The sequence below is a fragment of the Arthrobacter cupressi genome, from assembly GCF_900099975.1.
Lineage (GTDB): Bacteria > Actinomycetota > Actinomycetes > Actinomycetales > Micrococcaceae > Arthrobacter > Arthrobacter cupressi.
Genome location: NZ_FNEI01000009.1, coordinates 1 through 12,671, shown reverse-complemented (window position 1 = coordinate 12,671; position 12,671 = coordinate 1). Strand labels below are relative to the sequence as shown.

General features: G+C 63.3%; 13 protein-coding genes. 4 read left to right on the top strand and 9 right to left on the bottom strand.

The window, feature by feature from the left end; translation table 11 throughout:
• Positions 1-24: 24 nt before the first annotated feature.
• Positions 25-1,455, bottom strand: a complete 1,431-nt coding sequence (eat, locus tag BLP88_RS11470) for an ethanolamine permease (protein WP_074589320.1) — start codon at positions 1,453-1,455, stop codon at positions 25-27.
• Positions 1,456-1,713: 258 nt separating this feature from the next.
• Between eat and BLP88_RS11465 the strand changes: the two genes are divergently transcribed.
• From BLP88_RS11465 to BLP88_RS11455, 3 genes are all read left to right on the top strand, one after another.
• The gene (locus BLP88_RS11465; protein WP_074589319.1) at positions 1,714-2,430 is read left to right on the top strand and encodes a FadR/GntR family transcriptional regulator; all 717 of its coding nucleotides are present in this window, start codon (positions 1,714-1,716) and stop codon (positions 2,428-2,430) included.
• A gap of 117 nt (positions 2,431-2,547) precedes the next feature.
• Positions 2,548-4,053: a purine-cytosine permease family protein gene (locus BLP88_RS11460; RefSeq protein WP_217635148.1), complete on the top strand. Its 1,506-nt coding sequence runs from the start codon at positions 2,548-2,550 to the stop codon at positions 4,051-4,053.
• Positions 4,046-4,651 carry a TetR/AcrR family transcriptional regulator gene (locus BLP88_RS11455; RefSeq protein ID WP_074589315.1) on the top strand — a complete coding sequence of 202 codons (606 nt, stop codon included), beginning with the start codon at positions 4,046-4,048 and terminating at the stop codon, positions 4,649-4,651. The genes BLP88_RS11460 and BLP88_RS11455 overlap by 8 nt, the downstream gene beginning before the upstream one ends.
• Before the next feature lie 3 nt (positions 4,652-4,654).
• Here the strand turns inward: BLP88_RS11455 and nadE are convergent, their stop codons facing one another.
• Positions 4,655-5,476, bottom strand: a complete 822-nt coding sequence (nadE, locus tag BLP88_RS11450) for an ammonia-dependent NAD(+) synthetase (protein ID WP_074589313.1) — start codon at positions 5,474-5,476, stop codon at positions 4,655-4,657.
• A 73-nt stretch (positions 5,477-5,549) separates the two neighbouring features.
• Positions 5,550-6,368: a CPBP family intramembrane glutamic endopeptidase gene (locus BLP88_RS11445; protein ID WP_074589311.1), complete on the bottom strand. Its 819-nt coding sequence runs from the start codon at positions 6,366-6,368 to the stop codon at positions 5,550-5,552.
• 82 nt (positions 6,369-6,450) lie between these two features.
• Between BLP88_RS11445 and pyrE the strand changes: the two genes are divergently transcribed.
• Complete coding sequence (pyrE, locus tag BLP88_RS11440; RefSeq protein WP_074589310.1) at positions 6,451-7,023, top strand: orotate phosphoribosyltransferase; 573 nt, start codon at positions 6,451-6,453, stop codon at positions 7,021-7,023.
• Positions 7,024-7,083: 60 nt separating this feature from the next.
• Here pyrE and BLP88_RS11435 read toward each other — a convergent pair whose 3' ends face one another.
• The 6 genes from BLP88_RS11435 to BLP88_RS11410 form a co-directional block, all read right to left on the bottom strand.
• Entirely contained in the window at positions 7,084-8,148 is a 1,065-nt protein-coding gene (locus tag BLP88_RS11435) for a hypothetical protein (protein ID WP_074589309.1), read from the bottom strand.
• Between the two features lie 435 nt (positions 8,149-8,583).
• Positions 8,584-8,895 (bottom strand): hypothetical protein, encoded by a 312-nt coding sequence (locus BLP88_RS11430; RefSeq protein WP_218871909.1) that lies wholly within the window; start codon positions 8,893-8,895, stop codon positions 8,584-8,586.
• Between the two features lie 87 nt (positions 8,896-8,982).
• On the bottom strand, positions 8,983-9,693 hold the full coding sequence (locus BLP88_RS11425) for a GntR family transcriptional regulator (RefSeq protein ID WP_084111106.1): 711 nt from the start codon (positions 9,691-9,693) through the stop codon (positions 8,983-8,985).
• Entirely contained in the window at positions 9,690-10,622 is a 933-nt protein-coding gene (locus tag BLP88_RS11420; RefSeq protein ID WP_245679848.1) for an amino acid ABC transporter permease, read from the bottom strand. The genes BLP88_RS11425 and BLP88_RS11420 overlap by 4 nt, the downstream gene beginning before the upstream one ends.
• 212 nt (positions 10,623-10,834) lie before the next feature.
• Entirely contained in the window at positions 10,835-11,533 is a 699-nt protein-coding gene (locus tag BLP88_RS11415) for a GntR family transcriptional regulator (RefSeq protein WP_217635147.1), read from the bottom strand.
• A gap of 36 nt (positions 11,534-11,569) precedes the next feature.
• A partial coding sequence (locus tag BLP88_RS11410) for an NAD-dependent succinate-semialdehyde dehydrogenase (protein WP_074589307.1) occupies positions 11,570-12,671 on the bottom strand: 1,102 nt, incomplete at its 5' end.

Below are 12,671 nucleotides of genomic sequence, written 5' to 3'. Positions count from 1 at the left end.
TTTCGGATGGAGTGGAATCTGGGGCTAGGACTTGAGTTCGGCTTCGGCGCGGGCCAGTCGGGCGAACTCTTCCTCGGGGGCGCCGGCGACGATGCGGTGCCGGCTGTAGAACCAGTAATAGAGCAGGGCGGCGGCGAAGATGCCGGCGGTGATAGATGCAGCGAAGACGTCGACGACGAAGGTCGCCACAACTGCCACGGCGGACAGCACCAACGCGATCGAGGTGGTGACGACGCCGCCGGGAGTGCGGTAGCCGCGCTCCAGGAGCGGCTCCTTCCTGCGCAGCACGATGTGCGAGAGGTTCAACAGGACATAGGAAACGGTGGCTCCGAAGACTGCGATGTTGATCAGCAAGGCGCCGTCCTGGGTGATGGCGGCGAGCAGGAAGCCGATGGTCCCCGGCACGATGAGCGCCCAGTACGGGGTGCGGCGCTTCCCCGTGAGGGACATCCAGCGCGGCAGGTAGCCGGCGCGGGAGAGCGCGAACAGCTGGCGTGAGTAGGCGTAGATGATCGAGAAGAAGCTCGCTACCAGGCCGGCGAGTCCCGCGTAGTTGATGAAGTCGGCCAGGAAGGTGTTGCCGCCGTAGGCGATCCGGAGGGCTTCCGGAAGCGGGTTGTCCGAGGTGCTCATGGCCAGTGATCCTGCGGCCCCGGGCACGAGGACGAGCATCAGCGCGCCGAAGACCACCAGGATGAGTACTGCGACGATGATCCCCCGCGGCATGTCCTGTTTCGGGTTCGAGGTCTCTTCGGCTGCCAGGGGAACACCTTCGACGGCGAGGAAAAACCAGATTCCGTAGACCAGTGCCGCAAGGATGCCACTGATGCCCATCGGGAGGAACGCGCTGGATCCGGCGGAACCGTCCGGGACGATGTCGAAGAGGCGGGCGGCGTCGAACTTGGGAGCGAGCCCGACGGCGGCCGCGAACAGGGCGGCCGTGGCCACTGCCGTGATGGCGAACATGAGCTTGAGCGCCTCACCCACGCCCCGCAGATGGATGCCGATGAAAATGGCGTAGGTGACCAAGTAGACGGGCCAGGAGTTGGTGAGGCCGAAGAGGCCCAGTGCTTCAACGTAGCCGCCGATGAACGTGGCAATGGCAGCAGGCGCCACCGCGTACTCAATCAACACGGCCATGCCGGTGGCGAATCCGCCGAGGGGACCCAGGGCCCGGCGGGCGAAAGCATAGCCCGCTCCCGCCGTCGGGAGGGTCGAGGAAAGTTCGGCGAGGCCGAAGACCATGCAGGTGTACATGACGCCCATCAGGACGAAGGCGATCAACAGTCCGCCCCAGCCCCCTTGGGCGAGTCCGAGGTTCCAGCCGGCGAAGTCGCCGGAAATAACATAGGCAACGCCCAGCCCGGCAAGGAGCACCCAACCGGCGGCGCCGCGGTTCAGCCTGCGGTGCTGCAAATAAGCATCGTCGTTGCGTGCTGTGTCTGTTGTTTCCATGTGTCTTCCTAAGAGGGGAGGAATGCAGTGGGAAATTCTGAAGTGCGCACGTTCTAAAGGACTGTTTTTAGTCCAAGAGCTGCATCACAGTTTGGAGGTGATCGAGGCCACGGTCAAGCATTTTGGCGAAAAAGATGCCGGATGAGAAAGATTGGCGCTGAAGAATGGTTGTCTACGTGACCATTGAGAAGGGCGCGGATAGGATGGGTCCAACATCGATAGCCCGGCTTCCGGCCCTAGTGAAGGGGAGGCTCCGCCATGCAGGACTCTCCGTTCGGCCCTTCGTATTCCGTGCTGCGCCCGGTGCGCGGCGGGAACGCCTTCGAGGAGACCATCGAGCACCTTCTGCAGACCATCAAGCTGGGCATATTCGCGCCGTCGGAGAAGCTTCCGCCGGAGCGCGAACTCGCGGAGAGGCTTGGCGTCTCCCGGGCCACACTGAGGGACGCCCTGGGTGAACTGCAAAATGCCGGCTACTTGGAAGTCCAACGGGGTCGCTACGGCGGCACCTACGTCTCGAGTTCGGCTGTCCAGCGCCCCACGGAGAGCCGCCCACTGGAACGTGCGGAGGTCGAAGACGTTCTCTTGTTCCGGGGAATCATCGAGCCCGCGGCCGCGGCACTGTCGGCAAAGGCCGCGCTGACTGCCGCCGCGCGGCAACATCTGCAGCAGTGCCTCTCGGAATTGACGAGTGCGACGCCGGAAACCTACCGTCCAAGGGACGCCAGGTTCCACATCGCCATCGCCGAACTGTCCGGATCAGCCAGCCTGGTGGGTGCCGTGGCGGAGACGCGCGCACGGCTCAACGATCTGCTCGACCGCATTCCCCGCCTGGGCACAAACCTCGAGCACGCCAATGAACAGCATGCGGAAATCGCGGAGGCCATCCTCAGGGGAGACGCAGTCACGGCGGAACGGGTCACCGTGGAGCACTTGGAGGGTACCGCATCCCTCTTGCGCGGCTTCCTCGCCTGAGGGTCGGAAGGTTTGGCGTTACGGCAGCTGTCGAAGCGCTCTTGACTGAAAATTCAGTCAAAGCGTATCTTGGATGCGTTGCATCATGGTGATGCAGTTCACGAAAGGCTTGAGATGATGAGCACGCGCTTCCGCAAAGACGCGGGTCCCGACGGTGCCGTGTCCCAGCACAAGGACCGCTTCGGCAGTATTGAGACAGTCGGCATTGAGTTCATTCCGGACGGGCAACGCACCTCCCGCCCCCGGAACCTCTTCACTGTATTTTTCGGGGGAAACTTCGCTTTCTCCGTCATCGTTTTCGGATGGCTCCCCATCACCTTCGGACTGGACTTCGTTGGCGCCGTAACAGCCAGCTTCACCGGCCTCATCGTCGGGACGGTCCTTATTGCGCCGATGGCCCTGCTGGGGCCGCGGACCGGCACCAACAACACCGTTTCCAGCGCCGCGCATTTCGGCACACGCGGCCGGCTGATCGGATCCGGCCTCACCCTGCTCTTCGCCCTGGCCTACGCCGCCATCGCGGTCTGGACTTCGGGCGACGCGCTGGTGGCTGCCGCCGAGAGGCTGCTGGGAACGCCTGTTGACGGCACCACCTTGGCCATCGGCTACGCCGTCATTTCCGCGGAAATCATCCTGGTGGCACTGTTCGGCCACGGGACCGTGGTGGCGATGCAGAAGTTCGTGGCCCCGGTGGTCGGCGTTCTCCTGATCATGGGGGTGGTTGCCTTCGCCCCCACGTTCAGCCCAACCTCCGTGCAGGCGGATTACCTGCTGGGCGACTTCTGGCCCACCTGGATCCTGTCCGCCGTCATCTCCGTGGGCGGCCCGTTGTCCTATGCGCCCACGCTGGGAGACTACAGCCGGCGCATCTCGCGGAAGCTCCACTCGGACCGCTCCGTGGTTGCCGCCACATGCCTCGGGGTGTTCCTGGGCCTCTTTGTCACGGCACTCTTCGGCGCCTTCACGGCCGCGGCCATCCCGGAACTGGGCGGCTCCTACGTAGCGGACCTGGTCCGTTCCGCGCCAGCCTGGTATCTGCTGCCGATCCTTGTCATCGCCCTGGCAGGCGGGCTCGGGCAGGGCGTGCTCAACCTGTACGCCAGCGGACTGGACCTGGAAGCGCTCTTTCCCCGGCTCCGTCGTGTCCATACCACGCTCATCACCTCGGCAGCAGCCGTCGGGTTGCTGTACCTCGGCGTCTTCGTCTTCAACGCCGTCGACTCCATCACCGCCATGACGCTGGTACTCAACGGATTCGCTGGACCCTGGGTGGCAATCAATGTCCTGGGTTTCCTGGCGGTGCGGCGCGGCAAGTACAGTCCACGGGATCTGCAGCTTTTCCGTGCCAACGCTTCGTCCGGCCGCTACTGGAACACCCGCGGCTGGAACCTCCGTGCAGTCATCCCGTGGGCCATCGGATCGCTGTTTGGCGTGCTGGCGACGGACACGTCCCTCTACACGGGCCCCCTCTCGCAGTTGGCCGGCGGCATCGACCTCAGTTTCCTCGGCTCCACGGCCATCGGAGCCGTCGGCTACCTGGCTGCCGTCCGGTTCTGGCCGGAGCCGCAGAGGCTCCCACGCTCCACGGCAACGGAGCACGTATTACTGTCGAACCATGACTGACAAACTGGGCAAGATCCTCACTGCCGCCACCACCTGCATCGCCAGGAACGGGGTGCGGGGATTGCGGGTCAACGACGTAGCAAAGGAAGCCGGTGTTTCGTCCGGCTTGCTGTACTACCACTTCACCGACCGTGCCGGACTGCTCGCCGCCACCCTTGACTACATCAACAAGCAGGTCGGGAAGGACGACACTCCCGCCTCACCGGCAGCCGCGGACGGCGACAGGCACCTGCGCCACCTGCTCCTCGACGAAATCAAGGACGACCCGGAAGTCCGGCGGAACTCGGTGGCATGGAACGAACTCCGGGCCTGCTCAGTCTTTGAACCGGACCTGAGTGAACCGCTCTCGCGGACAACCGCGGAATGGAACCGCGAAATCGCCCGTGCCCTCGTCGCCGCGGGCCACGGGGCCGGTGAAGACGAAGCAGCAGCCACCGCCGAGATCCTTACCTGCCTGGTGGAAGGGATCTCCGGCCGGTGGCTCAGCGGGTTCGTCTCCACGGACCATGCACGCTCCCTGCTGGCTGCGGCGGTCGATTCCCTCACGGGTGGACGGCCGGCAACCTTGCAAGAGACTGCCGGTCACGACGCGGGCTGACGGTTACTTCCACCAGCTGTCGAAGATGGTGACCGGGACGGTCCGCTTGTGGCGCGTGCGCAGGTACTTGTCCTCGATGAGTTTCGCGACGCCTTCGGGAACCTCGCGGCCCTCGAGGTAGTCGTCGATCTGGTCGTAGGTCAGGCCGAGCTCGTCCTCGTCGGTGCGGCCGGGCTGGCCGTCCAGCAGGTCCGCCGTCGGGACCTTTTCCCAAATCCGTGCGGGGGCACCCAACTCGGCCAGCAGGGCCCGGTTCTGGCGCTTGTTCAGGCCGAACAGCGGCAGGATGTCCGCGCCGCCGTCGCCGAACTTGGTGAAGAAGCCGGTGACGGACTCGGCGCCGTGGTCCGTGCCGATCACCAGATAGTTGTGCTCGCCGGCCAGCGCGTACTGCGCCAGCATGCGGATGCGGGCTTTGGTGTTGCCCTTGTGGAAGTCCGAGATCGCTGCGCCGGTGGTCTTCTCGAACTCGTCTTCCACACCGTCAACGCCGGCAGAGATGTTGAAGGTCCACTCGGTCTTGGCCTGGATGAAGTCCAGTGCCGCCTGGGCGTCGTCCTCGTCGTGCTGGGTGCCGTAGGGCAGCCGGACGGCCACGAAGCTGGCCTCGACGCCTTCGCCCTCGAGCTCCTCCACGGCCAGCTGGGCAAGTCGCCCTGCCAGCGAGGAATCCAGGCCGCCGGAGATCCCCAGCACGAAGCCCTTGGTATGGGTGGCCTTGAGGTATTCCTTCAGGAACGTGACGCGCCTGCGCACCTCCTCGGCAGGATCGATCCGGGGCTGGACGCCCATTTCCTCGATGATCTTCGCCTGGAGTTTGCGCATGGCACCAAGACTAGCCAGCCGCGTCGGCAGGGCTCAACTGTGGCGCGCTGCATAAGGAGTCAAGAGTAATGAACTAGTAGAGGAACACCGGCAGCCAGTCGCGGTTGTGGGCGTGCACCAGCGCCAGGAACAGCACCAGGTCGAAGAGCAGGTGCACGGACACAACGTACGTCAAGGATTTGGTGAGCTTGAACGTGTACCCCTGCAGGAGCGCGAACGGGAAAGTCAGCAGCGGACCCCACGCCTGGTAGCCGATCTCCCACAGGAACGACGAAAAGATCACGGCCTGCAGGAGATTGGCCAGCCAGTCCGGAAAATGCCGGCGCAGCAGGGTGAAGCTAGTGCAGATGAAGAACAGCTCATCCCAGATGCCCACGCTGTTGACGCCGAGGAAAAGCCGCCAAAAGATGGCAGGGTCCGAGGCATCCGGCCAGTTCCGGTAGACACCCGTGTTGATCAGGTAGGCGGGCAGGATGAAGTACCCCAGCGCCACCACGCCGATCAGGTAAAGCTTCGCCGCCACCGGCCACTTCCGCCCCGTATTCACCGGAAAGCGGATGATGTCCTCCCGGTAGGCGAACCTGGACACCAGCCACGGGACGAGGACAGCGGCCCCCAGCGCACCGCCCATCAGGGCCATGTGGCCAAGACTGAGATCGGCGTTCAGTGGCACCAGGCTGATGATGACCATCCCGGCCGCGATCAGTGCAAGGTGCCGCATCAGCTGCAGGTCGATCAATGCTGCGACAGCCACGCCCAAACCGAGCAGCCCGTACCCGGCGAGGTCTTCCTGCAGCGCAAACAACGGCACAGCGGACAGCGACAGGAGACCGGCCGGCAGCAGTTTCCAGCCGAGCACGGTCCTGGGTGTTCCCGTGGAGATCGATGGCACCCTCCAAGCATCGCAGGACCGCGGGTCCGGTGGGACAACGCAGTGCCGCGGCCGGATCGCGCGCCAGTCTAAACTAGGAGCCATGACTCCCGTTGCTGACGCCTCCGCTGCCCGTGCCCGCCTGCTTGAACTGATCAAGGAACTGGCGGTGGTCCGCGGCAAGGTGATCCTGTCCAGCGGCAAGGAAGCCGACTACTACATCGACCTGCGCCGCATCACCCTGCACCACGAGGCCTCCAAGCTGGTGGGCCAGGTCATGCTGGAAATGATCGACGACGCCGGCATCCAGCTTGAGTGCGCCGGCGGCCTCACGATGGGTGCCGACCCCGTCGGCACCGCCGTGATGCACGCAGCTGCCGACGCCGGCCGTGCCGTGGACGCCTTCGTGGTCCGCAAGGCCCAGAAGTCCTACGGCATGGGCCGCCAGGTGGAAGGCCCCTCCGTGGAAGGCCGCAACGTGGTGGTCCTGGAAGACACCTCCACCACCGGCGGCTCGGCACTGACCGCCGTCGAGGGCGTCCGCAACGCCGGCGGCAACGTGGTGGCGGTCGCGGTGATCGTGGACCGCAACACCGGCGCCAAGGAAAAGATCGAAGCCGAGACCGGTGTCCCGTACCTCTACGCCTTCAGCAAGGACGAACTCGGCCTCGACTAACAGCCTTAACGAGACTGGCCGGCCCCACAGAAGGGGGCCGGCCAGTTTTCGTTTAAGAGCCTAGGAGCCGCTGTAGGGAACCCGTTCCCAGCGCAGGACATCGTTGCCTGTGACGGAGTTGGGTGCCACGGTAACGCGCAGCCACTCATTGCTGCTCGCCGCACCTTCCACCGTCACGCGGTGCAGGTTTTCGACTGCGCTCTCGTTGTAGACGTTCAACCAGGGAGACCCTTCGGCCAGCGGTGAGTCGTCATTGAAGATATGGCTGTCGCCGTTGAACAGGTACACCGGACCGTTGAAGGTACGGGATCCTTCGGCGATGGCTTCGACGATCGGACGGAAGCCGCTCACCAGTTCCGGGTTTTCTTCGACGCCGTTGGCCAGCATGTAGGGGTCGAACATGTCGGCTTGCGTCATGACGACGACGGCCCTCGCCTTGGCCCTGGCGGCGTCCGCAAAGGTGCGCTCCAACTGGGCGACATCGGCCGCCGTCCTCGTCTGTACCTCTGCGAGCTGCGCCTGGTTGGGTTCCGCCTGGCCCAGGCCCGACCACGGCAAAAGCGAGTTGTTCGATCCCTGAACGTTCACCACGGAGAAAGCGATCCGCTGCTCAGCGAAGGTGACGTTCTCGGGAAGACCCTGGTCCACGGCGGATTTCACGGGCATGGTGCCGCCGAGGGTCTTGCCTGGCTGGGCGAAAAACAGCTCCCGGAGGGCAGCCAGCCGTTCGAGGGGATCGTAACTGCCGTTGTTGACGCGGTGGCAATCCACCCATTCGTTGTCGCCGGGGGTGTAGACCAGCGGTGCTTCAAAGCGGTCAAACTGTGTCTTGATGGCGGCGAAGTATTCGTCCGTGCACTGCGCCGATCCGGCCTTAATATCGCCGACGTGGGTGATGAAACCCAACTCGTCCTGGCGGTTCAGTTCGGTCACCATCCCGGGGAAGCGGTCGAACTGAGCCGTGCCGTAGGGAACATCGCCGATCACGGCAAAAGAGAAGGCACCGGCCTGCTGGTCCACGGGCGCGTCGGCAGGGGTGACAGCCTGGGACGGAATTGCAGTCGCAGTAAGAAGGGCGAGGGCTGCGGCGGCCCCCAGGAACCGGGAGTGATTACGCGTGGGCATGACGGTCTCCATTGAATCGGTAGATGCGGTGTCCGCAAATCTAGGCCGGCGAGGAAACCACGGAGGGAAGGCCGGATGTCGCCCAACTGAACATCTTTGCGTTCTTGCCTAACGCCGGGAAATGCCGCTGGCCCAGGTCGGTTCCCCTCGAATGCCGCCGGCGGGGACTTCCCCGGGCATGCGTGTTCCTTCCGCCGTCAAGACGACGCCCCAAGCTGCAGGTGGATTGCCAGTGTGACGGCTCCGAGCGCCAGGACGGCAGCGGAGGCTTTGATCAGGTGGGTCTTGGACTTCCAGTGCCGGGAGGTCAATGGATGGCCGCCCCTGACCTTCCTGCGCGGGCTTGCACAAGCAGCGGAACTGGTGAGGAAACCAGCCGCGATTAGGACCATCAAAGTGAGCATGTGTTCGCTTGTCCGCGGCGTGCAGGCGGCTTTAACGAGAGAACGTATCGCGGTAAATCATCAGTTCGTAGTCATCGTCGATATGGAAAAGCCGGCGGTGGCCGATGTCATCGGTCACCCAGATTAATTGCCCATCTTCAGTCCGGTCATCGATCGAGCCGCGATGGCAAGGGACTCCGCCCTGGCTCAGGATGACGAGGTCACCCTGCTCGAGGGACTTCCATAGAGATGTGTGACTGCTCTGTCGCACGTTTCTACCTTTCTGGTGGCGTGGCGCCGCGGGGACCGAAGCGGCCGGGAATGGGAATGCCGTGGGAAGCGGCAGGATCGTGAGAACAAGCATATCGTCGATTGTTGACAATTTGAAGGGGTGGGTGGTGCGAATTAGGCGGGGGAGTGGGTGCCCGCTCCACGCAGGGCTGCGCAGCCCCTATGCGCCCAAGGCCTTGTCATGTTGCGTGGTCAGATCCTCGACAGCCTTTTCCATGTGTTGGCGGATCGCCCTGAGGAGTGCCTTCCTGTCACGGCGTGCAAGCAGATCGAGGAGAACCTGGTGCTCCTCGACAAGCACATCCACCCTCGGATAGGACACTTCGAGGTTGAGGATGCACATCCTTGATTCGGCGGCCAGGGTTTTGTAGCTCCGGATGAGGCGGGAGTTTCCCGTACCGGCCACGAAAGACGTGTGGAATTGCATGTCCAGGCGCGCGATCGCCGGCCAGTCGGAGACCGCTACCTGCTTGGCCATTTCGGCAAGAGTGTCCTTGAGGATGCTGCACGTTTCCTCAATGGTTTCAGGCGGAGCATCAAGAAGTTCCTGCGCAGCCGTTGACTCCAATGCCTGGCGGACAGCGTAGATTTCCCGGATATCCTCGGAGGTTAGTTCCCGCACGAAGACGCCGCGGTTGCGCTTGTTAACGAGGATTCCCTCCTGGCTTAGCCGCTGCAGGGCCTCGCGGATGGGGCCCCGCGATGTATTCAGCTGCACGGCCAGCACGGACTCGTTGACTTGCTGGCCCGGGAGGAATGCACCTTGCACGATTTGCTCCCGCAGTTGGTCGGCAATCAGCTGTGCAGTGGGCCTTCCCTCCAGGACAAAGGGGCTTCCTGTTGTCGCTGCGCTGGTGCTGTCGGTGCTCATCGGGCTGCGCCTTCCGGTTCGGTGTGGAAAATCCGCCTGGCCCTGCGGGGAAGGGCTGAGGTTGCGCGGGAGTATTTTTGCTCGAGCTTGGATTGCGGGTAGCTCAGCAGGAGGGTCATGACGAGATACCAAAGGCTGGCGACGATGAGCAGGGGGATGGTTTCGTAGGTGCGGGCATAGATGAGTTGTGCACTCTGGAGCAGCTCGGCCACGCCGAGCACGCTGACCAGTGAGGTTTCCTTGAACATGCCGATCACCTGGTTGCCGGTTGCAGGGATGATCGAGGGCATGGCTTGGGGGATGATGACTTTGCGCATTTTCATCGCGCCGCTCATGCCGAGTGAGTCGGCGGCCTCGATCTGGCCTTTGCCTACCGAGGAGAAGCCGCCGCGGATGATTTCGGCCATATAGGCGGCTTCGTTGAGCGTCAGGCCGACGAGGGCGGCTGTGATGGGCCCCATTAACGCATTGGTGTCGACGGCGGTGCCGATGTTCGTGAAAGGGATGCCAATCGTCAGGTTTGGGTAGAGAGCCGCGATGTTGAACCAAAAGATCAGCTGCACCAGGACCGGGGTGCCACGGAACAGGGTGATGTAGAGGCTCGCGGCGATGGAAACCGGCTTCACGCGCGAGGAGCGCAGGATGGCGATCGCGAGGCCGAGCAAAGTTCCCAGGGCCATGCTTGCTATCGTGAGGAAAATCGTGAGCATGAGCCCGCGGAGGATAGTTTCGTGGGTGAAGTATCGGGCGACCACGTGCCACTTGAAGTTTGGATTTGTTGATACGGAATACAGGACGCCGACGGCAAGCAGGCCGCAGGCCAGCCAGGCTGCGTATTCGAAGATGCTCCGGCGCTTGAGCCGTGGTTTGAGCGCAGGGTCAATCCCGCTCGTCGCGCTATTACTGTGGTGATGAATCTTCGCGGCCACGACGCACCTACTAATCGAGTTCGGCCTCAGTGCTGGCACCCTTTCCAGGCCACCTATCCGCAATGGAACGCCCCCTTGGCCAAATTGTCAACAATTTGCCGATCGTGGGACCTGTCGTGGGGGCTGGGGGTCTGGCCTTATTTAACCCGAAACGGCTGTTGCAAGCCCGGTACACTCCGGGTCTGCAACAGCCGTTCAGGGTTTGTCGTTGGCTAGGCCGTGACCTGCTGGTCAGGTTGTTTTTCGGTCAGGTCCTCGACCGCCTTTTGCATGTGCCGTTTGATCGCCTTAAGGAGTCCCTTCCGGTCGCCCGCCTCGAGGAGATCCAGCAGGTTTTGGTGCTCCTCCACCAGGACGTCCACCCGGGGGTAGGAAACTTCCAGGTTGACGATACACATCCTCGATTCGGCGGCCAGGGTCTTGTAGATCCGTATCAAGCGGGAATTTCCTGCGCCGGCAACGAAGGATGTGTGGAACTGCATGTCCAGCCGAGCGATCGCTTGCCAATCGGAAACGGCTACTTGTTTCGCCATTTCACCGATTGTCTCCCGCAGGAGTTCACATGTGGCTTTGATCTGCTCCGGGCTGCCGTCCAGCAGGGCGTTTGCCGCAGCCGATTCGACAGATTCACGGACCGCGTAGATCTCTTGGATATCCTCGGTTTCCAGCTCGAGGACAAACACGCCACGGTTCCGATGGCTGACAAGTATGCCCTCCTGGCACAAACGCTGCAGCGCCTCCCGGAGAGGTCCCCTCGACGTATTCAGTTGGCCGGCCATGACGGATTCGTTGATCTGCTGCCCCGGGCGGAAAGTTCCCTGGACGATCTGTTCCCGTAGCTGATCGGCGATCAGCTGCGCCGTTGGCCTTCCTTCCAGTACAAAAAGCCCTTCCGGTGTTGCCATCGACATCCCCCTCATCTCATTCTTTGCTAGCTACATGCGTTACTACACGGCAATTGCGGTGTACTTGGTTTCAAGAAATTCCTCGATACCTATTTTGCCGCCTTCGCGTCCCAGGCCTGACTGCTTGACGCCTCCGAAGGGGGCGGCAGGGTTGGAGACGATGCCGGTGTTGAGGCCGACCATGCCAACCTCCAGCTCGGCGGAGAAGCGGAGGGCCTTGTCCATGTTCTCAGTGAACACGTAGCCGACCAATCCCCATTCAGTGTCGTTGGCGAGCCGAAGCACTTCGTCCTCGCTGTCGAACGCGGTGATGGCCGCAACCGGACCGAAGATCTCGGTGCGCATCAGTTCCGCGTCCTGGGAAACGTCAGTCAGGACCGTGGGGGTGTAGAAGTATCCGGGACCGTCCGGACGGCTTCCGCCGGTCAGGATCCGTGCGCCCTTGGAGACGGCGTCGGCGACCAGGCTCTCAACCTTGTCCAGCCCCTTCTGTTCGATAAGGGGTCCGACGTCGGTCCCTTCCAGGGCGCCGTTGCCCACCTGCAGCTCGGAGATCCGCTTGGCGAACTTCTCGCTGAATTCCCCGGCGACGGAGCGGTGCACGAAGAAACGGTTGGCGGCGGTGCAGGCCTCGCCCATGTTGCGCATCTTGGCCTTCAGGGCGCCGTCGACGGCCTTTTCGATGTCGGCATCGGCGAGGACGATGAACGGGGCGTTTCCACCCAGTTCCATCGAGGACCGCATGACATTGTCCGCCGCCTGGCGCAGCAGGATCTTGCCCACTTCGGTGGAGCCGGTGAAGCTGACCTTGCGGGCAATGCCGCTGCCCATCCAGGTCCCCACGACGCTGGAGGCGTTCGCCGTGGTGACGACGTTAAGGACGCCGTCGGGAAGGCCTGCCTCGCGGAAGATCTGCACCAAGGCCAGGGAGGTGAGCGGGGTGAGCTCCGCGGGCTTGAACACCATGGTGCAGCCGGCGGCGACGGCAGGGGCGATCTTGCGCGCGCCCATGGCGAGTGGGAAGTTCCACGGAGTGACCAGCACGCAAGGGCCGACAGGCTCCTTGGTGATCATGATCCGGGTGTTGCCGTCCACGGAGGTGGCCTGGTCGCCGCCGATGCGGACGGCTTCCTCGGAGAACCAG